Annotated in this window: 23 protein-coding genes; 13 read left to right on the top strand and 10 right to left on the bottom strand. The window is 64.3% G+C overall.

Features of this window, described 5'->3' with window-relative positions:
- Positions 1–10 precede the first annotated feature (10 nt).
- The 4 genes from ntrX to mgtE all read left to right on the top strand — a co-directional run bounded on the left by ntrX (position 11) and on the right by mgtE (position 4,922).
- Positions 11–1,381: a nitrogen assimilation response regulator NtrX gene (gene ntrX / locus ACVMIH_RS07140; protein WP_028331957.1), complete on the top strand. Its 1,371-nt coding sequence runs from the start codon at positions 11–13 to the stop codon at positions 1,379–1,381.
- 374 nt (positions 1,382–1,755) lie between these two features.
- On the top strand, positions 1,756–2,004 hold the full coding sequence (gene hfq / locus ACVMIH_RS07135) for an RNA chaperone Hfq (protein WP_006020546.1): 249 nt from the start codon (positions 1,756–1,758) through the stop codon (positions 2,002–2,004).
- A gap of 11 nt (positions 2,005–2,015) precedes the next feature.
- Positions 2,016–3,398: a GTPase HflX gene (gene hflX, locus ACVMIH_RS07130; RefSeq protein WP_253623863.1), complete on the top strand. Its 1,383-nt coding sequence runs from the start codon at positions 2,016–2,018 to the stop codon at positions 3,396–3,398.
- A 153-nt stretch (positions 3,399–3,551) separates the two neighbouring features.
- Positions 3,552–4,922 carry a magnesium transporter gene (gene mgtE / locus ACVMIH_RS07125; RefSeq protein WP_057016580.1) on the top strand — a complete coding sequence of 457 codons (1,371 nt, stop codon included), beginning with the start codon at positions 3,552–3,554 and terminating at the stop codon, positions 4,920–4,922.
- Between the two features lie 168 nt (positions 4,923–5,090).
- On the opposite strand, the gene mazG is transcribed toward mgtE, so the two are convergent.
- Positions 5,091–5,936: a nucleoside triphosphate pyrophosphohydrolase gene (gene mazG, locus ACVMIH_RS07120; RefSeq protein WP_057016581.1), complete on the bottom strand. Its 846-nt coding sequence runs from the start codon at positions 5,934–5,936 to the stop codon at positions 5,091–5,093.
- A gap of 128 nt (positions 5,937–6,064) precedes the next feature.
- On the opposite strand from mazG, the gene queC reads away from it, so the two are divergent.
- Entirely contained in the window at positions 6,065–6,784 is a 720-nt protein-coding gene (gene queC / locus ACVMIH_RS07115) for a 7-cyano-7-deazaguanine synthase QueC (RefSeq protein WP_168856406.1), read from the top strand.
- 200 nt (positions 6,785–6,984) lie between these two features.
- Here the strand turns inward: queC and ACVMIH_RS07110 are convergent, their stop codons facing one another.
- The 4 genes from ACVMIH_RS07110 to nthA form a co-directional block, all read right to left on the bottom strand.
- The gene (locus ACVMIH_RS07110) at positions 6,985–8,301 is read right to left on the bottom strand and encodes an ISNCY family transposase (protein WP_456848115.1); all 1,317 of its coding nucleotides are present in this window, start codon (positions 8,299–8,301) and stop codon (positions 6,985–6,987) included.
- A gap of 486 nt (positions 8,302–8,787) precedes the next feature.
- Positions 8,788–9,165, bottom strand: coding sequence for a nitrile hydratase accessory protein (locus ACVMIH_RS07105; protein ID WP_456861078.1), 378 nt, complete (start codon positions 9,163–9,165; stop codon positions 8,788–8,790).
- Positions 9,165–9,824, bottom strand: coding sequence for a nitrile hydratase subunit beta (gene nthB, locus ACVMIH_RS07100; protein WP_057018638.1), 660 nt, complete (start codon positions 9,822–9,824; stop codon positions 9,165–9,167). The genes ACVMIH_RS07105 and nthB overlap by 1 nt, the downstream gene beginning before the upstream one ends.
- Positions 9,821–10,450, bottom strand: a complete 630-nt coding sequence (nthA, locus tag ACVMIH_RS07095) for a nitrile hydratase subunit alpha (RefSeq protein WP_028344028.1) — start codon at positions 10,448–10,450, stop codon at positions 9,821–9,823. Before nthA ends, nthB begins: the two co-directional genes overlap by 4 nt.
- Positions 10,451–10,524: 74 nt before the next feature.
- Here nthA and ACVMIH_RS07090 point away from each other — a divergent pair, with 74 nt between their 5' ends.
- Positions 10,525–11,331, top strand: a complete 807-nt coding sequence (locus ACVMIH_RS07090) for an enoyl-CoA hydratase/isomerase family protein (protein WP_456861076.1) — start codon at positions 10,525–10,527, stop codon at positions 11,329–11,331.
- Positions 11,332–11,587: 256 nt separating this feature from the next.
- On the opposite strand, the gene ACVMIH_RS07085 is transcribed toward ACVMIH_RS07090, so the two are convergent.
- Genes ACVMIH_RS07085 through ACVMIH_RS07075 form a run of 3 tightly spaced genes read right to left on the bottom strand, consistent with a single transcriptional unit; the run spans position 11,588 to position 15,802 of the window.
- Positions 11,588–12,160, bottom strand: a complete 573-nt coding sequence (locus tag ACVMIH_RS07085) for a DUF6496 domain-containing protein (protein ID WP_253590216.1) — start codon at positions 12,158–12,160, stop codon at positions 11,588–11,590.
- Between the two features lie 42 nt (positions 12,161–12,202).
- Entirely contained in the window at positions 12,203–13,387 is a 1,185-nt protein-coding gene (locus ACVMIH_RS07080; RefSeq protein WP_456861074.1) for an acetate/propionate family kinase, read from the bottom strand.
- A gap of 3 nt (positions 13,388–13,390) precedes the next feature.
- Complete coding sequence (locus tag ACVMIH_RS07075; protein ID WP_456861071.1) at positions 13,391–15,802, bottom strand: phosphoketolase family protein; 2,412 nt, start codon at positions 15,800–15,802, stop codon at positions 13,391–13,393.
- Positions 15,803–16,471: 669 nt separating this feature from the next.
- Here ACVMIH_RS07075 and ACVMIH_RS07070 point away from each other — a divergent pair.
- The 3 genes from ACVMIH_RS07070 to ACVMIH_RS07060 all read left to right on the top strand — a co-directional run bounded on the left by ACVMIH_RS07070 (position 16,472) and on the right by ACVMIH_RS07060 (position 17,688).
- A complete protein-coding gene (locus ACVMIH_RS07070) occupies positions 16,472–16,819 on the top strand; it encodes a response regulator (protein WP_057018642.1) in 348 nt (115 codons plus the stop codon).
- Positions 16,820–17,093: 274 nt separating this feature from the next.
- Positions 17,094–17,291 carry a hypothetical protein gene (locus ACVMIH_RS07065; RefSeq protein WP_057018643.1) on the top strand — a complete coding sequence of 66 codons (198 nt, stop codon included), beginning with the start codon at positions 17,094–17,096 and terminating at the stop codon, positions 17,289–17,291.
- 217 nt (positions 17,292–17,508) lie between these two features.
- Entirely contained in the window at positions 17,509–17,688 is a 180-nt protein-coding gene (locus ACVMIH_RS07060) for a hypothetical protein (protein WP_057018644.1), read from the top strand.
- 330 nt (positions 17,689–18,018) lie between these two features.
- On the opposite strand, the gene ACVMIH_RS07055 is transcribed toward ACVMIH_RS07060, so the two are convergent.
- Positions 18,019–18,198, bottom strand: coding sequence for a hypothetical protein (locus ACVMIH_RS07055; RefSeq protein WP_229192086.1), 180 nt, complete (start codon positions 18,196–18,198; stop codon positions 18,019–18,021).
- Positions 18,199–18,284: 86 nt separating this feature from the next.
- Entirely contained in the window at positions 18,285–18,701 is a 417-nt protein-coding gene (locus ACVMIH_RS07050; protein ID WP_456861069.1) for a response regulator, read from the bottom strand.
- 97 nt (positions 18,702–18,798) lie between these two features.
- On the opposite strand from ACVMIH_RS07050, the gene ACVMIH_RS07045 reads away from it, so the two are divergent.
- From ACVMIH_RS07045 to ACVMIH_RS07030, 4 genes are all read left to right on the top strand, one after another.
- Positions 18,799–19,809, top strand: coding sequence for a chemotaxis protein CheB (locus ACVMIH_RS07045; protein WP_253590639.1), 1,011 nt, complete (start codon positions 18,799–18,801; stop codon positions 19,807–19,809).
- Complete coding sequence (locus ACVMIH_RS07040) at positions 19,809–20,078, top strand: hypothetical protein (RefSeq protein WP_057018646.1); 270 nt, start codon at positions 19,809–19,811, stop codon at positions 20,076–20,078. Before ACVMIH_RS07045 ends, ACVMIH_RS07040 begins: the two co-directional genes overlap by 1 nt.
- Positions 20,079–20,442: 364 nt before the next feature.
- On the top strand, positions 20,443–23,613 hold the full coding sequence (locus ACVMIH_RS07035) for a CheR family methyltransferase (RefSeq protein WP_456784975.1): 3,171 nt from the start codon (positions 20,443–20,445) through the stop codon (positions 23,611–23,613).
- Positions 23,614–24,360 (top strand): Crp/Fnr family transcriptional regulator, encoded by a 747-nt coding sequence (locus tag ACVMIH_RS07030; RefSeq protein WP_456861066.1) that lies wholly within the window; start codon positions 23,614–23,616, stop codon positions 24,358–24,360.
- Positions 24,361–24,662 lie beyond the last annotated feature (302 nt).

Here is a 24,662-nt window from a genome sequence, read left to right as displayed (position 1 = left end):
GGTGTAACCCATGGCAAGTGACATTCTGATTGTCGACGACGAAGCTGACATTCGCGACCTCGTTGCGGGTATTCTGGACGATGAGGGCTTTTCCACGCGCACCGCGCGCGACAGCGACTCGGCGCTCGCCGAGATCGCCAATCGCCGGCCCAATCTGGTCTTCCTCGACATCTGGCTGCAGGGCTCCAAGCTCGACGGCCTGCAGCTGCTCGAGCAGATCAAGAAGGACAATGCCGATCTGCCCGTCGTGATGATCTCGGGCCACGGCAACATCGAGACCGCGGTCGCCGCGATCAAGCGCGGTGCCTACGACTTCATCGAGAAGCCGTTCAAGTCGGACCGGCTGATCCTGGTCGCGACCCGGGCGCTGGAAACCTCGCGGCTCAAGCGCGAGGTGAAGGAGCTCAAGCAGCTGGCTCCGGCGGCGAGCGTCCTGACCGGCCGCTCGGCCTGCATGAACCAGCTGCGCCAGACCATCGACCGCGCCGCCAAGGCCAACAGCCGCATCCTGATCGTCGGTCCCTCCGGCGCCGGCAAGGAGCTTGCCGCGCGCACGCTGCACCATGCCTCCGGGCGCGCCGAGGGGCCGTTCGTGGTGATCAATGCGGCCGCGATCACGCCGGAGCGCATGGAGATCGAGCTGTTCGGCATCGAGGGATCGAACGGCGAGCAGCAGCGCAAGGCCGGCGCGCTCGAGGAGGCGCATGGCGGCACGCTGTTCATCGACGAGATCGCGGACATGCCGCGCGAGACCCAGAACAAGATTCTGCGCGTGCTGGTCGATCAGACCTTCCAGCGCCAGGGCGGCACCGGCAAAGTCCATGTCGACGTCCGCATCATCTCCTCGACCGCGCGCAATCTCGAGGAGGAGATCGCCGCAGGCCGCTTCCGCGAGGACCTCTATCATCGCCTCTCGGTGGTGCCGATCCGGGTGCCGCCGCTGTCGGAGCGACGCGAGGACATCCCCGAGCTGATCGACTATTTCATGGACCAGATCTCGGCCGCCACCGGCCTGCCGAAGCGGCAGATCGGGCAGGACGCGATGGCGGTCCTGCAGTCGCACGTCTGGCCGGGCAACGTCCGCCAGCTCCGCAACAATGTCGAGCGCGTGATGATCTTGGCCGGCGGCGGTCCGGAGGCGATCATCACCGCCGACATGCTGCCGCAGGACGTCGGCTCGATGGTGCCGGCGATGCCGACCTCCAACAATGGCGAGCACATCATGGGCCTGCCGTTGCGCGAGGCGCGCGAGGTGTTCGAGCGCGACTATCTGATCGCCCAGATCAGCCGCTTCTCCGGCAATATCTCGCGCACCGCGGAGTTCGTCGGCATGGAGCGCTCGGCGCTGCATCGCAAGCTGAAGGCGCTCGGGGTCGGCTGACCCCGGCGCGGCAGGCCGGCAGTCCGCTGGCGGCTCGAAGCGAAGCCCCGGCGGTCACCCGCCGGGGAGCCGACAGGCGGCTCTCGGGGCGGTTTGGATCAATCGGCGGGGCGAGGGCGGGGCCGGTACAACCGGGGATTTATCCACTCTCCACGAGAATATTCGTCTCTTTCCTCGCACTTTCTTAGAATTGCCACCGTGTTCCTACCGACTGCACCGCGAACTGGCTTGCCTAAAAACCGCGCGTAGCCTCTAATCCTACCGCTATGCCTGCCGGAGGGGGATCTCGTGGCAGGTGGGCAGCCGGAGGAGGCTCCGTCAGAGAGCAACAACCGGTTCAATAAAAAGAAGCACAAGCTTGCGGGACAAAAACAATGGCGGCAGACCGCGCACAAAATCTACAAGACACCTTCCTTAATCACGTTCGTAAAACCAAGACGCCACTGACGATATTTCTGGTCAACGGAGTAAAGCTGCAGGGCATTGTCACATGGTTCGACAATTTCTGCTTGCTGCTGCGGCGCGATGGTCACTCGCAGCTGGTCTACAAGCACGCGATCTCGACCATCATGCCCGGAGCTCCGATTCAGTTGTTCGAAGGTGGTGAGGACGCACCGGCTTGAGAGTGAACTGATTGGAACCCTTCAATCGTGAAGGGGGCGCCGACCGTGCCCGGTCGGCGGGGGACGGCAGCACCGGGCGGGTGATCGTCATCGGCCCGTACCTGCGCACGCGCCGTGGCGACGGCGATGCGCAAACGGATTCCTCTGTCCGCGACTATGAAGCGCGGATCGAGGAAGCCGCCGGCCTCGCCGGTGCGATCGACCTCACGGTGGTGGACTCCGTGATCGCGCCGATCAGCCAGATCCGGCCCGCGACTTACCTCGGCAAGGGCAAGGTCGAGGAGATCAACGGGCTCGTCGCCAGCAACCAGGTCGAGCTCGTGGTGATGGATTGCGCGCTGTCGCCGATCCAGCAGCGCAATCTCGAGAAGGCCTGGAGCACCAAGGTGCTCGACCGCACCGGCCTGATCCTGGAAATCTTCGGCCGCCGCGCCAAGACCAAGGAAGGCGCGCTGCAGGTCGAGCTCGCCCATCTCAACTATCAGCGCAGCCGTCTGGTGCGGTCCTGGACCCATCTCGAGCGCCAGCGTGGCGGCTTCGGCTTCATGGGTGGCCCCGGCGAAACCCAGATCGAGGCCGACCGCCGCCTGATCAGCGAGCGCATCACCAAGCTCGAAGGCGAGTTGAAGAAGGTGCAGGCGACGCGGCGGCTGCATCGCGCTGGCCGCCAGCGCGTGCCGTATCGCGTGGTGGCGCTGGTCGGCTACACCAATGCCGGCAAATCGACGCTGTTCAACCGCCTGACCCGCGCCGACGTGCAGGCCGCGGACATGCTGTTTGCGACGCTCGACCCGACCCTGCGCGCGCTCAACCTGCCGCATGGCGGCAAGGCGATGCTGTCGGACACGGTCGGCTTCATCTCCAATTTGCCGACCCAGCTGGTGGCCGCGTTCCGCGCCACGCTGGAAGAGGTGCTGGAAGCCGACATCATCCTGCATGTCCGCGACATCTCCCATGAGGACGCGGAGGCGCAGGAGCGCGACGTCGAGGCGGTGTTGCGCCAGCTCGGCATCGATCCCGATGCCGACGGTGGCCAGCGCATCATCGAGGTCTGGAACAAGATCGACCGCTTCGATCCCGAGGAGCGGGACAATTTGCGCAATATCGCCGCGCGCCGCCCGCCGGAGCGGCCATGCTTCCTGGTTTCGGCCGCAACAGGCGAGGGGATCGATGCGCTGCTCGCCGCGATCGAGGATCGCCTCGCGGCCAAGCGCTCGACGCTCAATCTTTCGATCGACGCCTCCGATGGCGCCGGCATCAGCTGGCTGCACCGCAATGCCGAGGTTCTGAACAAGGAGCTGCATGGCGAGCGCTTCGACATGACGGTGCGCGTCGACGAGACCAAGCGCGACATCGTGATGAGCCGGTTCGCCGCCGTCCCCTACGAGGCGTAAGCCCTCGAATACGGGCCGTGCAATCTTCCGAAATATAACGATGCCGTGACGTTGCGGGCGCTGATGCGCCTGCGACGCGGCGTCGCACTTTCTGTTTGAAATCCGCGCCGCCTTGGTTCATTGCGCTGCAGAACGCAAAGCCGAGGCGGATCGATGCAGGACACCAGCGAAACCATCACGAAAGAGACGCTCGCCGGCCAGAGCGGTGATCTTGCCCAGGAGCGGGCGCCCGAAATCGTCGAGGCGCTCAATGCCCGGGAGCCCGCGGATGCCGCGAAGCTGCTGCGATCGCTGCCGGCCGAGAAGGCGATCGAGGTGCTTGACCTGCCCGGACTCGACAACACCTGCGAGATCCTGGCCGAGCTGCCGAAGGATACCGCGGTCTCGCTGCTGTCGGGCGTCTCCGACGACCGTGCCGCCGATATCTTCAAGGAGCTGGTCGAGCCGCTGCGCACCACGCTGCTGAACGGGCTCAATCCGGAGACCCGCAACGTCATCTCGGGGCTATTGGCCTATCCCGAGCGCAGCGCCGGCAGCATCATGACGACCGAGTTCGTCAGCGTGCCCTCGAGCTGGACCATCGCCGAGGTCCTGCATCACATCCGGATGGTCGAGCGCACCCGCGAGACCGTCTACTCGATCTTCGTGATCGACCCGGTCAAGAAGACGCTGATCCAGGCCGTGCCGCTGCGCCGCCTGATCTCGGGCGATCCGCACGCCAATGTGCTGACCGCGGCGCCGGCGCGGAAGCCGCTGATGATCTCGCCGGAGGCCGACCGCATGGAGGCGGCGCGGCTGATCTCGCGCTACGACCTGCTCGCCGTCGCCGTCGTCGACGGCCCCGGCCATATCCTCGGCATCGTCACGGTCGACGACGTCATCGACGCCATCGTCGAGGAATCGACCGAGGACGCCCAGAAGTTCGGCGGCATGGAAGCGATCGACGAGCCGTATTTGCGGATCGGTTTCGGCGAGATGATCAAGAAGCGCGCCGGCTGGCTGTGCGCACTGTTCCTGTCGGAAATGCTGACCGCGACCGCAATGCAGTCGTACCAGAGTGAGCTCGAGAAGGCGATCGTCCTGACGCTCTTCATCCCGTTGATCATGAGCTCGGGCGGCAATTCCGGCTCCCAGGCAACCTCGCTGTTGATCCGTTCGCTGGCACTGCACGAGGTGCGGCTGCGCGACTGGTGGCGTGTCGCCGTGCGGGAATTGCCGACAGGCATCGTGCTCGGCGCCATTCTCGGCCTGATCGGCGTCGTCAGGATCACGCTCTGGCAGACGCTCGGCCTGTTCGACTACGGCCCGCATTGGGTGCTCGTCGCAGCGACCGTCGGCACCGCACTGATCGGCATCGTCACCTTCGGATCGCTGTGCGGCTCGATGCTGCCCTTCATCCTCAAACGCATCGGCTTCGACCCGGCCAGCGCCTCCGCGCCATTCGTCGCGACACTGGTCGACGTCACCGGCCTCGTGATCTATTTCGGCGTCGCCGCGGTGATCCTGCGCGGGACGCTGTTGTAGGCTGAGCCTGCGCCCTCAACCTCGGTGTCGTCCCTGCGAAAGCAATGCGAAAGCAGGGACCCATGACCACCGGCCATCGTTGTTGAGTGCAGCGGAAGTTCTGCATCTTGCTCGCCTCGCTGAATCTCTGGCGATGCGTGGGATTGATACCGTCGACTATCCGTTAGATCACGCGGTATGGGTCCCGGCGTTCGCCGGGACGACGGCGGTTTTGGCTTCATTCCACAACGCGTCCATCTCCTCCAGCGATGCCCCCTCCAGCGAACGCCCCTGCGCCGCCAGCGCCTTCTCGATATAGGCAAAGCGCCGCTCGAACTTGGCGTTGGTCGCACGCAGCGCCGCTTCCGGATCGGCGTCGACGTGGCGGGCGAGGTTGACCAGCGCGAACATCAGGTCGCCGGTTTCCTCCGCGATCTCCGCCTTGTCGTTGCGGTCGAGCGCGGCCTCGATCTCGTCGGCCTCCTCGCGGATCTTGGCGAGCACCGCGCGCGGGTCGTTCCAGTCGAAGCCGACGGTGGACGCCTTGCGCTGCAGCTCCATCGCGCGCGTCAGGGCAGGCAGGCCCGCCTTCACGCTCGCCAGCAGCGATTTGTGCGCAGTCTCTTCGGGCGGCCGCCGCGCGGCGCGCTCGGCCTTCTCCTCGGCCTTGATCCGTTCCCAGGCGCTCTTGACGCCGGCCGGCTGGATATTGCCGTCCTTGTCGGCGAAGACGTGCGGATGACGGCGGATCATCTTCCTGGTGATCGCCTCGACCACATCGCCGAACGCGAACGCGTTCTGCTCCTCGGCCATCCTGGCGTGATAGACCACCTGCAACAGCAGGTCGCCGAGCTCCTCGCGCAAATCGTCGAGATCGCCGCGCGTGATCGCATCCGCAACCTCATAGGCCTCCTCGATCGTGTAGGGCGCGATGGTCTCGAAATTCTGCACGAGGTCCCAGGGGCAGCCGGTCACCGGCGTGCGCAGCGCAGCCATGATCTCGATCAGGCGGGAAATGTCGCGGGATGGGGTCATGGGGCACCGGCATCAAAGAGGTATTGGCTTTATGCCAATACACCCCTCCCGATCCCAGTAAAACACGCCGGAATCGCGACGCTGTCCACGGATTGGCCACGGCGCCGTCAGGTGCTAAATCGCGTTCCATGACCGATCAGAATGCTTCCGACACCGCGCTGGTGCTGTTTTCCGGCGGCCAGGATTCCACCACGTGCCTTGCCTGGGCCTTGTCGCGCTTTGCCCGCGTCGAGATGCTCGGCTTCACCTACGGCCAGCGCCACGCGATCGAGCTCGATTGCCGGGACCAGCTGCTGGCCGGGATCAGGCGGGTCCGGCCGGAATGGTCTGCGAAACTCGGCGACAGCCACACGCTTGATATCCCGACGCTGTCCGAGATTTCCGACACCGCGCTGACCCGCGACGTCGCGATCGAAATGGGCGCGGACGGCTTGCCGAACACCTTCGTGCCCGGCCGCAACCTCGTGTTCCTCACCTTCGCTGGGGCGCTCGCCTATCGGCGGGGGATCCGCCACATCATCGGCGGCATGTGCGAGACCGACTATTCCGGCTACCCGGATTGCCGCGACGAGACCATCAAGGCATTGCAGTCCGCGCTCAATCTCGGCATGGCCAGGGATTTCGAGCTGCACACGCCGCTGATGTGGCTCGACAAGGCCGCGACCTGGCGGCTCGCGCACGAGCTCGGCGGAGCAGGGCTGGTCGACCTGATCCGCGAGCACTCGCACACCTGCTATCTCGGCGAACGCGGCGCGCAGCACGATTGGGGCTATGGCTGCGGCGAATGCCCGGCCTGCAGCCTGCGGGCCAAGGGCTGGCGGGAGTACGTCGCGCAGGGTGGCCCGTAACCGTGGACTGATGGCCCCGCAGGGGCGCACGGCCAAAATATCGAAAACAACCCCATGCAAAGGAGTCGGCGGCTGCCGGCGTTCGACACGGCAACTGTCCGTAGCGGGTGAAGATGTCGTGTTTTTGTAGCTCGTGATCTGTCGCCTTCGTTTCTGATTTGCAGGGGAGCCGGAAGGCGGGGACGGCTTTCCCTGATTGATCATGCCACGGCTGTTGTGGCGGTTTTAGCCCTGTGGGTGAGTTTCTTTGTTCGACTTGAAGCCCGTTTCTCCGTCCCGACCCGCGCTTTCTCGACGGCGGCGCGCGCAGGAGCGGTCAAGGACGCGCGCTTGCGCGCCCGCCAGGGCTTGTCCTTGACGGCTCCGAGCACGCCGCCAGGCTGAGGCGCGTCGGGGCTGATCTGCTGTCCGTTGGCGCTAAACATCGCCAATCGATGCGGTCCAAGGAACACGCTGACGGTGCCATCGGGATACTCATGGAGCCGCACCACAGCCTTGACGAAGTGAGGTCTTAGCCGGCTCTCCGGCAACTGCAGCCGCCGACCGTTCCATGCAACGGTATTGTCGTTGGCGACGGTTCGCTCCTCGATCACGCACAGCGCCTCGCGCCAGGCCTCATGCCGATCGGCCACGAATGCCGTGCCTTCCTGTTCGGGCTTGATCGCAAACGCGGCGTTGTGCCCGGGGATGTAATGCGCCTTCAGCCACGCGTTGGCAGCCTCAACCGTCGTGATCCCGGCAAGCCGCAGCTCCTTCGGCAGCCGGTCCTGCAAGGTGCCGAACACCCGCTCGGAACGCCCGCGCGCCTGCGGCGAATAGGCTGCGATATGCTCGATCCCAAGATGCGACAAAGCCCGTCCCACCTGGGTTTGTTGCGTCTTCGAGACCTTCTCGCCAGCTTTTGGGGTCAGGAAATAATGGCTGCCGCGGTCGGTGTAGAGCGCGCAGAACAGGCCATGCTCGCCAATCACTTCGCGCAAGGCCTGGAAGGTCGAGGCCGTTCCTTCTTCCTCGACCAGCACCATCGAGTAGATCTCGCTGGTCGCATCGTCCATCGTGACGATCAGGTCCCTCGCGGGCAGGCCTTCGATCCAAACGTGGCGCGATCCGTCCTGGTGCAGCAGCATGCCCCGAAGCGGCCGCCGCGGCCGCTTCTTGCGGTGCGCCGAACGCTTCGGTGCCTTCCGCACCAGCCCTGCCGCGTGCAGCGCCAGCTTCGTCACCGTATAGCCCAGCACATAGTCGTGCCGCTTTTGCATCTGCTCGTGGAAGTGCTTCACCGTGAAGTCCGCGTACTTGTCCCGGTACAGCGCAAGCATCCGTTCCAGCTCCTCCTCCGGCGCCCGCCGTGGCGAACGACGCCCCAGCCGGCGGTCGACAAGCCCGTCGTCGCCCTCCGCCTCATAGCGCTCCGCCCAGCGTTGAAACGTCCGAACACTGATCCCAAGAACCTCCGAAGCTGCCTCCTGCGTCAGTTCCTTCGCCTCCGTCCGATCCAGCAAATCTGAAAACCGCATCCGTCGTACACCCTCGTGAATGGATGCCGCGCCCATCGTGCCCCCCTTGTTCCGGAGCACCGAAAACACGACACTTCACGAGCTACAAACAGGCGACAGATCACGAGCTACTGACACGTTCGACACGGCAACTTGACACGTCGGGCAACTCAGCGGTATTCTTCTATTATCCAGAAATCGTCCCAGGCCCGGCTCGACCGGGCGATCCGGTATGCTGCGGCTTCTCGGCTCCAGCACTCCCGTCTCTGGAATCCGTGCGCGCGGTTCTCGCCCCGTCGTCGTCCCGGCGAAGGCCGGGACTCATACGCCGCGGCAGGCGTTGTGGGTGGGACTCGTCGTTCCAGCATCGCGTAACAATTTGCATTTGGGGTTATGGGTCCCGGCCTTCGCCGGGACGACGATGAGGATGAGTTCGCGGTTCAAGGCGACCCACCACGCGATGACATCACCCGCGCATGCGCATGTAGGTAATCATGGCATTCGAGGCTACTCGAAATCCGCGGCCGTCAGCACGATCGGCTGGCCGTGCGGGGTGCGGTCGGCGGCGTGGTCCCAGGCGTCGCGGTAGCGGTGCAGTGTCTCATGCGTCGTGACGCCCTTGGCGGCGACGAGATGTTCGAGCGTCGCGAGCCAGTGCTGGTAATAGGTCTCGCCGGTGTCGGGATCGCCGGCAGCCTGCGCGCGCTTGATATGGTCGGCGAGTGCGGCGGCCCATTCGGACCAGGTGAACACGCCGCGGTCATGCAGCGTCAAGGCCATGGCGAACGCCTGCGCCTCCCACGGTGCGCGGAACACCGGGCCGTCCTGGTCGCGGGGAATGCTGGAGATGGCGCTGGTGGCGCGCGCGGCGGCACCTGCATCCATCACACGGCCTCCAGATACGGCTCGAACGCGTCGATCGAGACCTTGATGGTCGGATCGGAGTCCGGTCCCCACAGCTCGCGTCCGTCGAACACGACGGTGTACAGCCACTGCGGATGCTCGCCGGCGTCGTTGGCCACCGTATCGGGAAACACGTGGCAGCCATGATCGCGCTCGACCACCCCGACGTGACCACGCACGTAGCGCGGCAACCGCGTGTGCGTAGCGGGGTGGATGTTCTTCGCCCGCACCCGATCGCCGGCCTTGAATTTCGCAGGTCCCGGCGCGGCGCGGCCGAACTTGCCGCGCACCATCACGCGCTCGACATCGGCGACGGAGAACTTGCCGTGCTTGAGCGATTTCGCCGGCGCGACGGAATGCCCGGCGGCGACGTCGTCCTTGGAGATATAGCCCTTGTCGAGCAGCAGGGCTTCCAGCCCAAGCAGCCATTTCCTGTAGTAGGAGCTCGACAGATAGACCTGCGGGGGCAGGGTCTCGCGATAGAAGCGCGAGGCGTCGATGTTGAAGGCGCCGGCTGCGCCCATCGCACGGACCATGGCGAGCACCCGGGATTCCCATTCCTCATGGAACATCGGCTCGTTCGGCTCGGGCTCGACCTTGCCGAACCCGTCCATGCCGCCCATGTCGTGGACGCCGTTCATGACGGCGCCCCCGGTTTCTTGGGAAAGCCGGTGCCGATCATGGAATCGCGCGTCACCAGCTCGGCGAGCTGGTCTTCGCTCCAGCCCTCGGTGCCTTCGGGCCGCATCGGCAGCACCAGGAAGCGCGTCTCCGCGGTCGAATCCCAGACCCGGATTTCCGTCTCCTTCGGCAGGCTGACGCCGAAATCGGCGAGCACGCCGCGCGGATCCTTGACCGCGCGCGAGCGATACGGCGAGGCCTTGTACCAGACCGGCGGCAGCCCGAGCATTTCCCAGGGATAACAGGAGCACAATGTGCAGACGACCATGTTGTGGCGGCCGGGCGTGTTCTCGATCGCGACCAGATGGTCGCCGACCCGGCTGACATGGCCGAGGGTGCCGACCGCCTTGCTGGCGTCCTCGAGCAGCGCCTTCTTGAAGGCGGGATCGGTCCAGGCCTTGGCGACGACCCGGGCGCCGTTATGCGGCCCGATCTTGGTCTCGTAGGCCTGCACGATGGCGTCGAGCGCGGCAGCCTCGACATAGCCCTTCTCGGTCAGGATCGATTCCAGCGCGCGGACGCGCAGTTCAGTCTCCGACAGTTCGGAATGGTCGTGATCGTGGTGGTGATGATCATGTTCGCTCATATCAACAGAATAGGCGAAACCGTCGTGCTATGTCGAGGCAGGCAGTACACAAGAATGCGAGCGGGGAGGTATGCGTGGTTGACTATGTGACGATCGAGAAGGGCCTCGGGCCGGACGGCCGCATCGCCGTGGTGCGGTTCGATCGCGGCGACGGTATCAACGCGCTGTCGCCGGAGGCGCTGCGGCAGCTGACTGACGCGGCGCGCAGTTTCGAGGACGATGGCGAGACCTCGGTGGTGGTGCTGACCGGCGGCGCCAAATCGTTCAGCGCCGGCTTCGACCTCAAGGATGCCGAAGGGCGTTCGCGCCAGACCATGGACATGGGCACGCTGCGCCGGCACCTGAAGCTCGGGCCGCGGCTGACGCGCGCCTGGCAGGACATGGAGCAGGTCACGATCGGCGCGATCGAGGGCTTTTGCGTCGGCGGCGGCGTGGCACTCGCGGTCGCGCTGGATTTCCGCGTCATGGCGCGCGACGCGCATATGCGGGTGCCGGAAATAGCGCTCGGCATGAACATGAGCTGGCAAAGCGTGCCGCGCATGCTGCATCTGATGGGACCGGCGCGCACCAAGCAGGCTGTGATCCTGGCCGACGACCGGATCTCGGCCGAGGAGGCCTATGAATGGGGCCTGGCGGAGCAGGTGACCGATCCTGGAAAGTCATATGACGTAGCGATGGCGCTCGCGGCCAAGGTCGCCGCCCAGCCGCCGATCTCGGTCGCGATGACCAAGCTGACGGTCAACCGGCTCGCACATGCGCTCGACGATCTCGCGAGCCACATGGACCTCGACCAGTTCGCGCTCGCGAGCCTGACCGAGGATCACAAGGAAGGCGTTGCGGCCTTCCTCGGACGGCGGAAGCCGCACTTCAAGGGGCGCTGACGCGTGTCGTTCAAGAGCCTTTCCAAGCTTCGGATCCAGGCTTCGGAATGGCGAAGGCCCTGACGCCGGGCCGGTGCGTCAGGGCCTTTGCGGTGCGGAGACGACCCCAGCACCTTTGCGGGCCCTGGGGCCGACGCTGGGGTCATCCGCCTGCACCGTTGTCGAGACCGAGCAGACAGCGCGCACCATGCGCCCATCACCGGCATCCGCATTTGCCTATGTGAATCGCGATCGTCGCCCTCTCGGACCGCTGGGCTTACTTTCGCCGCCGCGCTCTGGTACGGGCTGCTTTCTTTGCTGCGGCCGAACGAACGGCCGATCCCTTGGTTTTTGCCGCCTTGCGCGCCGCGGCCGAGCGGGCCGATGCAGAACGCCGCGAGGCCGCGCGCCGCGTTTGTTTCGACAGCGCCGTGTGCGACGCCGCGCTGCGCGATTCCCGTTTCAGGACGTTGGACACCGCTCGCGAGACGCGCGGCCTGCGTCTGGTCTTTCGTTTGCCCTGGCCCGCCTCATAGGCGTACTCCGCGCTCTTGCGGGTGGTCGCCTTGGCCGCGCCTTTCTTGGGGGGACGGAGCGGAACGCCCGCGCGCCTCGCCTTCGACAGGCCGATTGCAATGGCCTGTTTGGAAGATCGCGCTCCGTGCTTGCCGCGGCGAACCTTGCGAATTTCCTCGTGCACGAACTCGCCCGCCTGGGTGGTCGTCGACTTTCCCGCGCGCCGGTCCTGTCTGGCCTTTTGCATCGTCTTTCGTTCCGGCATCATCGTTCTCCCGTTGCCGATTTCGGTTTCCGGGACATCAACGTCCGGCTCAAGCAAACGGTCCTTCAAGCATCGATTTAGCCACGGCCGCAGGAGCGCCTCTCGTCGATCCTAGGTTCCCGGGATCAAGGCTGCGCAGTGGCGAGCGATCATTGCTTCCTCGTTTGTCGCCATGACGAGCACGTCCACCGAACTGTCCTTGCCAGCAATGTGCAGCTCTGCCGCGGCGTTGGCGCATGGATCGAGCTGGACACCCAGCCATCGCAGGCGTTCGCAGACCTGGCTGCGAACCTCGCCCGCGTGCTCGCCGATACCGCCGGTGAACACCAGGCATTCCAGTCCGCCTAGCGTGCCAGCCATCGCGACGACCTGCTGCGCGATGCGGAACGTGAAGAGATCAACCGCTTCCTTCGCGGCGGGCTCCTGGCTGGCGAGCAAGACACGCATGTCGGAGGAGATGCCCGAAACGCCGAGCAGCCCCGATTGGTGATAAAGCAGCTGCTCAAGGTCGTCGACCGACATGCCGTTCTGCTGCTGGAGGTAAAGCAGAACGCCCGGATCGATCGTGCCGCAACGGGTCCCCATGACCAGGCCGTCGAGCGGCGTCAGACCCATCGTGGTGTCGATGCTCCGGCCGTTGCGCATGGCGCAGAGGCTCGCGCCATTGCCGAGATGCGCCACCACGGTGCGCTTTGCGGAAAACTCCGGCGAGATGTCGGCAAGGCGGCCTGCGACATATTCAAAGGAGAGCCCATGAAAGCCGTAGCGCCGAATGCCGGCGCGTTCGAGATGTCTCGGGATCGCAAACCGATTGACGGGCGGCGCGAGGCCATGATGGAACGACGTGTCGAAGCATGCGACCTGCATCAGTTCCGGCCGGATCGCGCTGATTGCCCGGATTGGCGTCAGGCAGCGAGGCTGATGCAACGGCGCCAGCGGGGTGAGGGCGTCGAGGACGGCAAGCACCGTCCGATTGACTTCGACCGGTCGCGAAAATTCGCGGCCGCCATGTACGACGCGATGCCCGACGGCACGCAGCCGCTGGCTGAGATGATGTTCGATCCGTGCCAGGACGGCGGCGAACAGCCGATCGGGCGGCGCATCTGGTTCGGCTTGCTCCAACGCGAACGACGCGCGGCCGGCCGGATCGGTGAAGACCAATCGCGACGCGCCCTCGTGCTCGTCGATCTGTGCCTTGCAGATCGGCGCGGGATTGGCATGTGAAGCATCGAAAACGCCGAACTTGATGCTCGACGAGCCGGAGTTGACGACCAGAACCGCATTGGAGGTCGGCATGGCTCAACCGCCGGATTTGGCAGCGGTAGCGCCGCCGGTGCCGTTCGGCCAGACCCAGTCTCGAACCTCCGGCATGTCCTCGCCATGCTCGCGCACATATCGCGCATGCGCGATCAGGGCATCCCGGTATCCTTGCTTGATCTGTGCGGCTTTGGTGGCGAGCCCCGGCACGCGCTCGATCACCTCGATCGCGAGATGATAGCGGTCGAGCCCATTGAGAACGACCATGTCGAAAGGTGTGGTCGTCGTGCCTTCCTCTACAAAGCCGCGCACGTGCATGTTGTCGTGATTGGCCCGGCCATAGGTGAGCCGGTGGATGAGATATGGGTAGCCGTGGTAGGCAAAGATGACGGGGCGATCGCGCGTGAACAGGCTGTCGAAGTCGCGATCGCTGAGGCCATGAGGGTGCTGTTGCCTCGGCTGCAGCGTCATCAGGTCGACGACGTTGACCACGCGGATCTTGAGGTCGGGGAGGGCCTTGTGCAGCAGATCAACGGCGGCGAGCGTCTCCAGCGTTGGAACGTCACCCGCGCAAGCCATCACGACATCGGGCTCGCTTGTGGCATCCCCGGTTCCGGCCCACGTCCAGATGCCAATGCCGGCATCGCAATGGGTGGCGGCGTCCTGCATCGAAAGCCACTGCGCGGACGGTTGTTTGCCGGCGACAATGACATTGATCCGATCGTAGGTCCGCAGGCAGTGATCGGCGACCCATAGCAGCGTGTTGGCGTCGGGCGGGAAATAGACACGGACGATGTCGGCCTTCTTGTTGGTGACCAGATCGACAAAGCCGGGATCCTGGTGGCTGAAACCGTTGTGATCCTGGCGCCAGACATGCGACGTCAGCAGGTAATTGAGCGAGGCGATCGGACGCCGCCACGCTAATTGGCGCGAGACCTTCAGCCATTTGGCATGCTGGTTGAACATTGAATCCACGATGTGGATGAACGCTTCATAGCAGGAGAAGAAGCCATGGCGTCCGGTCAATAGATAGCCCTCCAGCCAGCCCTGGCAGAGATGCTCGCTGAGGACTTCCATGACACGGCCGTCTTGAGCGAGATGGACATCATACGGCTCGGTCGGCTCCATCCAGACCCGGTCTGTGGCTTCGAATACGGCATCCAGCCGGTTCGAGGCGGTTTCGTCAGGCCCCATGATGCGGAAATTGCCGGTATCGGCATTCAGCTTGAGGACATCGCGCAGGTATTTTCCGAGCTCGTGGGTCGCTGCGGCGACCGTCTGACCCGGATGCTTCACGTCGACGGCAAATGCGCGGTAATCCGGCAGCCGGAGCTCGCGTTTCAGAAGGCCGCCATTGGCGTGCGGATTGGCGCCCATCCGGCGGTTCGCGGTCGGGGCGAGGGCCTGGAGCTCCGGGATCAGCGCACCATCCTTGTTGAACAGTTGCTCTGGATGATAGCTGCGCATCCAGTCTTCAAGCAGCCTGAGATGCGCGGGGTTGTCGCGGACTTGCGCGATCGGCACCTGGTGCGCGCGCCAAAAGCCCTCGACTTTGAGCCCGTCGACTTCCTTCGGACCGGTCCAGCCCTTCGGACTGCGCAGCACGATCATCGGCCAGCGCGGCCGCTCCGATCGGTTGCCGCCGCGCGCCTCGGTCTGGATCTTGTGAATGGCTGCAAGCGCCTCATCGAGGGCAGCGGCCATGGCGCGATGCATCGGCATCGGATCGTCGCCCTCGACGAAAAGCGGCTCATGTCCGTAGCCGCGAAACAGGCTGCGGATTTCCTCGTCGCCCATCCGCCCGAGCACCGTCGGATTGGCGATCTTGTAGCCGTTGAGATGCAGGATCGGCAGCACCGCGCCGTCACGCGCGGGATTCAGGAACTTGTTCGAGTGCCACGATGCAGCGAGCGGCCCGGTTTCCGCCTCGCCATCGCCGACGACGCAGGCCACGATCAGATCGGGATTGTCGAATGCCGCGCCATAGGCGTGGACCAGCGAATAGCCGAGTTCGCCACCCTCATGGATGGAGCCGGGCGTTTCCGGTGCTGCGTGGCTTGGGATACCGCCGGGGAAGGAAAACTGCCGGAACAGTTTGCGCAGACCGTCCGTGTCTCGGCCGACATCGGGATAGATCTCGCTATAGGTGCCTTCGAGATATGTGTTCGCCACCATGCCCGGACCGCCATGTCCGGGACCGCAAATGTAGATGACGTTGAGATCGAGCGCGCGAATGACCCGGTTGAGATGGGCATAGACGAAGTTCAAGCCCGGCGTGGTGCCCCAATGCCCGAGCAGGCGGGGCTTGAGGTGTTCCTTGCGCAACGGCTCGCCGAGCAGCGGATTGTCGAGAAGATAGATCTGGCCGACCGAAAGGTAATTGGCGGCGCGCCAGTAGCGGTCGAGCAGGTCGAGATTGCCGGCGGTCGTTCTTTGTTCGATGGTTGCTTTCATGGAGCCAACTCCTCCCCAAAACTATCACAACAGCTACAGGTTGATCCGCCGGTGATGATCGTGCTCGACTGATGGCGGGGCCGGGCGGGACGTCGGGCAGCGATAGCGGCGGCGGTTCTTGGCTGCGGTTCTTGGCTGATGCATTGCGTTCGCCGGCTCCAACCGCAGGCGCCGACCCTCGTTCCTTCGTTTGCCGCCTTGGAGCCGCGCACCCGCACACCCGCACACCCTAGCGGTGACGGCGACTGGTTTGTTCTTCGGCATCGGCAAACGAGCCATCTCCGGGCGGGATCACCGGTCTCTCATATGTAAATGCCGGAACCAGGCAGAGAGATGACAAGCGGCAGCGACTGATGTTTCGACCGCGATTCGATATCCGCCATAGTCAGCCGAAGGTGCAGTTGATGAATCTCATCGACCGCTACTTTTTCGCCGCAACGATCACTGTGACAATTGTACTCTGGCTATACCTCGGGTTGCTGGTGGCCGGTAGCTGACGGCGCGCGCCTGGAAAATCGGGACCACCCTCCGCCTTGAATTCCCGCTCTTTGAAATGGGCCATGACCGCTGTCCTAACGGTGCGCGGAACGACGCGCCTGGGAAACCCAACCGGCGGGAGAACGTTAACGCCTCGATCATCCGCGAAGATCAACTGGCAGAGGTACTGCTATGCGTACGATCTTGATCGTGGAGGACGAGTATTTCATTGCCGATGACTGTGCCACGCTGGCACGACAGGCCGGCTATCACGTCGTCGGCCCGTTCGCTTCGATCGACGAAGCCCGCCCGCACGCGTCCGGAGCGTCCGGCGCGCTGATCGACATCAACGTCAATGGAACCTCGTCCTACAAGTTGATCGATACCCTGCTTGCGATGGGAACACCGGTCACCCTGTATACCGGCTACGACCCCAGCACGCTGCCCGAGAAGTATGCGCACCTCCCCGTGGTAACCAAGCCGCGCGGGTGTGCGGAGGCTCTCGGGATCTTGTGCAAGCAGATGAGCGTCGCCGAATAGCCGGCGAGCTCAACGCAGATCGGTGCACGCGCCGCGGGCTGGCCGCGTCCGATCCGGCAGGACGCCGTAGGAACTGTTTTGCTGAGTTGCCCGTCGGCGCCTGTCGCTTGGCCGAATGGCCATCTCCGGCGCCTCGGGCTTCCGGCACAGCACTTTGTTGGCAACTTTCCTGGTCGAGGTTTGTTGTCTCCTCATCACCGGCCAAGGCTCTGCCCGTAGGCGTCGGTGGCTGAGAGACCGATTGTGCTCCCGCCTGCATAACAGGGAGTACGTCATGCCCATCGAGCGGCAAATCTATCGTCTTTCCAATTACCGTGATCTCGACGATACCGAGCGGATGATCCGGGTCGTCGAGCACGCGCGCAAGCTCCTCGCCGAAAGCCGCGCCAGCACGTTTCTGGGCCGCAAGACGCAGGAACCCTTCCCGCAGGCGGAAAGCCAATATGGAATCCTGAATCCTGACCTGTGTTGAGCTTTCGCACCTTGCGGAGGCGGAACCATGGGGTGATTACCGTGTTACCCCCACCAGGGAGCAGGCCATGAAGCGGCGCATCGACGCCGGCGACGACCGCGGTCGAACAATCTTCGATGTCTCATGAGATACGTTTGTCGCACTGCCTCGGAGCAAACCCGCTTCGGACTTATCACATGACAGGGCGGCGGCAGCGATCGGATGACATGTTTCGTCGATGATCGATCCCCTGTTCGCCCGCGCTCAGCTTGCCATCGAAGAAAGTCTCACTTTGCGCGCACAGAAGCGATCGCTCGCGGATCAGCGAGACGATCAGCTCGCCGAGTTGCGGCAATCGGTGCGTAATTCCGCGAGCACGCGCATGGAGATCAAAGCCCACCGCGACAACGATACGTAAGGCTTTCGCTGGTGCGGGCGGGCACCTGCAATATCCCGACCGGCCGGTGGGTCGACTAGCGGGCGTCGACTAGCGGGCCTTGATGAAGCGTTCGAGATGCATGGAGAATTCGTAGCTCAGCGCCAATCGTCGCCAGGACCTGGCCAGCAACTCGTAATCCTTGCGCGTCCTTTCGACGCCGGACGTCGAGGCCAGACGGTCGGCCTCGTCGGCCAGTTGCCGGCATTCCGCGATCCGATCCGTTGAATCGTGCAGTGTCGTTGTCCTTCCTGAAAACGATGGGAGGATGCATCACGCCGCCGGTTCACCGGAGATCGCGGACCGAGACAATCAGACAATATGAGCGTCACCCGGCCTCAAGGTCCTGAGCTGCGCGACGACGAGGCGCAACTCGTTTGCCAATTGGGCGTTACGGATGCGGGTTTCCGTGACGGTTGAGAGGTCGGCGATCAGCGCGCTCTCTGCGGCCGTCTGCTCCAGCAGCTCGATACGTCTTTCGATCTCGGTCATTACGCACCCCCGTCCGATATCGTGACCGGGGTATCGTGAGGCCCTCTGCAGACCTCCGCACTAACATTTGCAAATGCTCGAGCGGATTATTCGTGTCCGGCAGCATCATTGCCGCGCAGGATCATGCCGGCGAGCCCGTGCGCCATGGCGCGATGATCGAACGGCTTCTCCCACAATGGAACGTCCGCGAATTCGCTGCTCAGCACGATCTTGTCGTATCCCGAGGTGAACACCATCGGCACGCCGCGCGCCTGCAGCTCGCGCGCGACCGGATAGATCATCTGCTTGCGGATGTTTACATCGAGCACCGCTCCATCGATCACGCCGCCGTCTTGAAGGATACGAAGCGCATCGTCGATGTCACCGGCCGGCCCGGCGATATCGGCACCGAGCGCGCGCAGCGCGCCGCGCATGTCGTCGGCAAGGAAATATTCGTCTTCGACAATCAGGACGCGCCGTCCGGTCAGGAGAGGGCGTTCGCGCAAAGGTGTAAATTCAGACATGTCGATTCGGGCCGTACCCGGTGTGATGTCGTCGCAAAATTGGAACATAAGCCGAATGCTCGCCTTGTTGTAAACAATATTGGAAAAGGCAGGTTCCATGTCCAATCGGGACATCATCGTCATCGGCGGTTCGGCTGGGGCGACGGCACCGTTGAAGCAGATTCTGGGGCGCCTGCCGGTGGATCTGCCGGCCGCGGTCTTCATCGTATTGCACATACCGTCTCACGGCATCGGCATTCTCTCCACGGTCGCGAGCGCAGCTGGCAAGCTGCCGGTCCGGCAGGCGGAAAGCGGCATGGTCATCGAAAATGGTCACGTCTATCTGGCGGCGCCGGACCACCATCTGCTGATCCAGGACGGCCACCTGATGCTCGGCCGCGGGCCACGCGAAAATCTGGTCCGGCCGGCGATCGACGCGCTGTTTCGCTCGGCCGCACTGCACTATGGACCGCGGGTGATCGGCGTTGTGCTCAGCGGCCTGCTGTCCGACGGCGCGGCGGGCCTGAACGCGATCAAGCGCTGCGGCGGGGTCGCGCTGGTTCAGGAGCCCCAGGACGCTATTTCCGATGAAATGCCGCTCAGGGCATTGGAAGCGACCACGGTTGACCTCTGTATCCCGGGTGCACGGCTTGGCGATGTGCTGTCCGATCTGGTCCGGGAGCGGCCCGGCGCGATCCTGCCGATTCCGCCGGAGATCGTGCTGGAGGTGAAAATTGCGGCGGGCGAGCGCGTCGGCAGCGATACGCTGGTCGAGATTGCCGATCCCGCGCCGCTGACCTGTCCGGGGTGCGGCGGCGTCCTTTCCGAGCTCAAGGTCGGGCACCCGCTGCGATTCCGCTGTCAGGTCGGTCACGCCTATACGGCCGACGCGCTTGCCAAGGAGCAGGAGGGCCGGGTTGACGAGGCGCTTCGGGTCGCACTCCGCATCATCGAGGAGCGCGCCGAACTGGTGCACCGGATGGCCGAGGACGGCCGCCAGAGCGGTCGCCCGGCGGTCGCGCAAATGTATGACGCGCGCGCCGCTGAATATCGCGAATACGCCGATATGATCCGGCGAGTCATGCTACAATCGCTCGATCCGAAGCGACCGGTGCGGAAGGAACCGTGATGGCCAGCGCTGAGCATGCGAACTGGGCCGAACAGCTGCGGTCCGAACGTGCGCTGCTGGTCAAGGCGGACGTCGATATCGAGGAGGGCTGGAGGCGGCTGCGCGGCCAGCAGGATCTGCTGGATTGGCTGCAACGGGCCGGTCACGACACTGTGCAAGCCGAGCGGCTGGTCGGCTTGCTCAAGCAGACCTTGATCGAGTGGGAGCGGCATCGAACCCTGATCGTGCAGCGGGTCGCATATCTCGAGGAGCGGGTGACATCGCACTAGCGCCCGGGAGGAGGATCGGGGATGCGCCTCTGCGCCCTGAACTCCGCTCCAAATTCGAACATGTGGTCAAACTGCTGCAGGACGCGCTGGCGCCAGAGGTCGTTCTCGTCGATGAGGCGATGGGCTTCTGCAGTCGCCCGTTCCGCACGCCTGATCAGGGCTGTGAGCTCTCCGGATCCATCTATCGTCGGGTCGCCTTCCATCACCTAACTATGACCCTTCCGGTTTTGGAGGGCAATCGATCCCGGAGTCGAGGTTCCCGGGAGGTTGGAGAATTCCTACCTATCCCGTTGGGATAGGACTAAACTCTGCTATCAAAAGACGCGGGCGAGACGCCAGCAGGAGAATGAGAGCCGCTGCAATCATGGATGATGTTGGCCAATCCCAGAGCGGAGACGAAGAGCGCCAGTCCAAGGCGCCGCTGATCATAGGTGTGGGCGCGTCCGCCGGCACCCTCGACAGCATCGAGCGGTTCTTCTCGAAGCTGAGGCTCAATCCGGACCAGGCCGTCGTGCTCGTGTTGCAGTACCGGGATGCCATCGAGGACACCCGGTTGCGCGAAGCGTTGCAGCGATCGGAAGGCGCCCGGCTGTCCGAGATCAGCGACGGACAGCTCGTCGAGGGTGGCACGATCCATCTGTGTCCGTCCGACATGATCACCACCGTTCATGGCGACCGTTTCGCCGTGCGGCGCGCCGAGCAGGCGCGCGCCGAGCGGGCCACCATCGACAGTTTCCTGGTGTCGCTGGCGGAGGAGCGCGCCGAGGAATCGATCGGCGTGGTGCTGGCCGGCACCGGTGGCGACGGCACGCTCGGGGTCGCGACCCTGAAGGATCATGGCGGCCTGGCGATCGCCGAGCGCATCGGGGATGGCGAACCCGATCCGCACGCGGAAGGCAATTCGGCCGTGGCGATCGCGGATTTTGTGCTGCCGCCCGAGGCCATTCCCGAGCATATCGACGTCTATGCCCGCCACCTGCGCCGGCTCGAGGAGAAGCAGGGGTTCGACGAGGTGCTGGCCGCGGCGGCAACCTCGCTTGCGCGCATTGCGGATATCCTTCGCAACAAGACCGGCAACGATTTCCACGGCTACAAGCAGAACACCTTCCTGCGCCGCGTCCAGCGCCGCATGCAGGTGGTGCAGATCGACGATATCTCCGCCTATGTCGATTTCCTGAGAAACGACAAGGACGAGGCGCAACATCTGTTCAACGACCTCCTGATCGGCGTCACGGAATTCTTCCGCGACAAGAAGGAGTTCGATGTCCTGGAAACCCAGATCATCCCGAAGATATTCGAAGGGAAGGGTGCCGGCCAGCAGGTGCGTGTCTGGGTGCTTGGCTGCGCGACCGGCGAAGAGGCCTATTCGATCGGCATCCTGCTGCGCGAGCATATGGCCGGTCTCGACTCGGTGCCGCAGGTGCAGATCTTCGCGACTGACATCGACGGGCGCGCGCTCGCCGCCGCGCGCGTCGGGCGCTATCGCACCAGCATCGAGAACGATATGACGCCGGAACGGCTGGCGCGCTGGTTCGTGCGCGAAGGCGACACCTACTGCGTCGTCAAGGAGCTGCGCGAGATGTGCATTTTCTCGCAGCACAACGTCATCAAGGACGCGCCGTTCTCCAAGCTCGATCTGATCTCGTGCCGCAACCTCCTGATCTATCTCAATGCCGAGCTGCAGAACCGCGTCATTCCGCTGTTCCATTTTGCGCTGCTGCCGGACCGGTACCTGTTTCTCGGCAATTCCGAGAACGTCACGCGGCATCCGAAGCTGTTCGCGCCGGTCGACCGGCGCGCACGCATCTTCAAGAAGCTCGAGACCGGGACGCGGCTGCCGCCGGAATTCCCGATCACGACGGCGGCCGGGCGAGCCGCGATCGACATACCACCGGTCCGCTCCATCGGCCCCGATGTCGGCCTCGAGCGCCGCGCCCAGCGCATCGCCGAGCGCTATGCGCCGGCCTATGTGATCACCGACGACCACTTTCACATCCTGCATTTCTCCGGCCGCACCGGCCGCTATATCGAGCCGACCGCAGGCACGGCGACCCTCGACCTGCTGCAACTCGTGCACCGCGACCTCAGACTTGAGCTGCGCACGGCGCTCAGCCGTGCCGCGGAAACCAACGAGGCCGCGCATGCCGAGCAGGTGCAACTCGGCGTCAACGGGCATCGCGTGCTGGTCGACATCACGGCCGAACCAATTCTCGACGGCCCTGCGGGTCACCGCAATTTCGTCGTGCTGTTCAAGGATGGGCCGATCCGCCCTGTGGATCGCGCCGAAACCAATCCCAACGTTCTGGTCAGGACCGAGCATGTCGAGCGGCTGGAGAGCGAGCTGCGCGCCACCCGCGAGCGGTTGCAGGCCACGATCGAGGAGCTCGAAAGCACCAATGAGGAACTGAAATCCTCCAACGAGGAGTATCAATCGCTCAATGAGGAGCTGCAATCCGCCAACGAGGAACTGGAGACCTCGCGCGAGGAATTGCAGTCGGTCAACGAGGAGCTGACGACCGTCAACGGCGAGCTGGCGCATCGGGTGCAGGAACTGACCCGCGCTACCAGCGACCTGAAGAACTTCCTCGAGAGCACGCAGATCGCGACCGTGTTCCTGGACAACGATCTGAAGGTGATGAACTTCACGCCGGCGATCACGCATTTGCTGCATCTGGTCGAGACCGATGTCGGCCGCCCGATCGCGCATATCAAGGCGCGTATCCCGATCGAGGAGCTCTACGACGATGTGCGGCGCGTGCTGCGAACGCTGGCCAGCGCCGAGCGCGAGCTGACCGCGCCCGACAGCGGCACGCGCTATATCGTGCGCATCCTGCCGTACCGCAGCATCGACAATTTCATCGCCGGCGTCGTGATCACCTTCATCGACGTCACCGCGATCACGCGGGCCGAGGAGCGGCAGCGGCTGCTGCTTGCCGAGCTGCAGCATCGCGTGCGCAACACGCTCGGCGTGGTCCGCTCGATCGCGCGCCGCTCGGCCGAGACCAGCGCGAACGTCGAGGACTACGCATCGCATCTCGACGGCCGGCTCAACGCCTTCGCGCGGACCCAGTCGCTGGTGACCCGCGATCCGGAAGGCGGCGTCGACCTCGAATATCTCGTGGTCGAGGAATTGCTTGCGTACAACGCGAAGGAAGGCGAGCAACTGAAGGTCGCAGGTCCCAGGATCCGGCTCCAGCCCAAGGCCGCGGAGACCTTCGCGCTGGCACTCCACGAGCTCGCAACCAATGCCTTGAAGTATGGCGCGCTGAGCGATACGGCCGGGCGCATCGACGTCTCATGGCGCATCGATGATGCGGCCGATCCGCGGCAACTGCTGTTCGACTGGCGCGAGCGCAACGGGCCCGCGGTGGCGCCGCCGCGCCGCAGGGGATTTGGATCCGATCTCCTGGAGCGGACGCTGGCGTTCGAGTTCAAGGGCAAGAGCACGCTCGAGTTCAATCCGTCGGGACTGCACTGCACGATCGCCATACCGATGAACCCGCAAGCCATCCATACGCCGAGCATGGGGAGCTAGATGCATCCCCCGATCCTCGAGGGAAATCTGGCGCAGCCGGTGATCAGGCGGCTCAATGCCCTGCGGCAATTGTCCGAACGCGGGATCGCGTTGCTGCAACAGGCGATCCAGGAAGGGCTGCACCGCGCCCGCCCGGGCGAAGACCTCGCCACCGAGGGCGATCCGGTCGAGAGCGTCAGGATCATCCTGTCGGGCTGGCTCTGCCGCTACAAGACGCTGCCGGACGGCCGCCGCCAGATCGTCAATTTCATCCTGCCGGGCGACAGCTGCGACGCCTGCGTTTATCTGCTGTCGGTGATGGATCATTCGATCGGCGCGCTGACCCCGGTCACCTACGCCGACATCAAGCGCCCGGCGTTCGAGCAGTTGCTGGCGGGCGACCGTTCGCTGGAGGAAGCGCTGTGGTGCGAAACCATGGTGAACAGCGCGATCCAGCGGGAATGGACGGTCAATATCGGGCGGCGCGTGGCGCTGGAGCGGGTCGCGCATCTGTTGTGCGAACTCCATGAGCGCCTGCTGCCGATTGGAATGATCGACGGCGATTCCTGCCTGTTCCCGGTCACGCAGATGGATCTCGCAGATGCCACCGGCCTGTCGGTGGTCCACGTCAACAGGACGCTGCAGGAGCTGCGCGGCTCCGGCCTGATCGTGCTGCGCGACCGCATGCTGACGATCAACGACCTGAAGCTGCTCAAGGACACGGCGCTGTTTTCGGCCGACTATCTGCACACCAAGCGGCGCGGCTGAGACGCGGCAAGGCGGCTCTATGCTGCTCTCCCTGAAATCGCGACGGATGCCGGTGCGGCGGGCGCGCGAGGCGCCGCAGGCGTTCGCTGATGCGATCCTTGAAATGTCGCAGCGGGACTGACGCGGAGGCGCGTCATTTTGCAGAGCGCACTGACGATCTGAACATGACAGTGATTTGTCGCGACGAAGACAGCGCGACGGTCGGCCGCGCAAGATTTGGATACGGCTGTTAACATACTTGAACTCCTCTCGCGCGGTGTCGCGCTACGATGCAGTTCGATCCACGAGGGCAGGGAGGCAAT

This window comes from Bradyrhizobium sp. USDA 4503 (assembly GCF_054055815.1).
The sequence above is the reverse complement of the archived record's forward strand: the minus strand, read 5'-3'. Positions and strand labels throughout refer to the sequence as shown.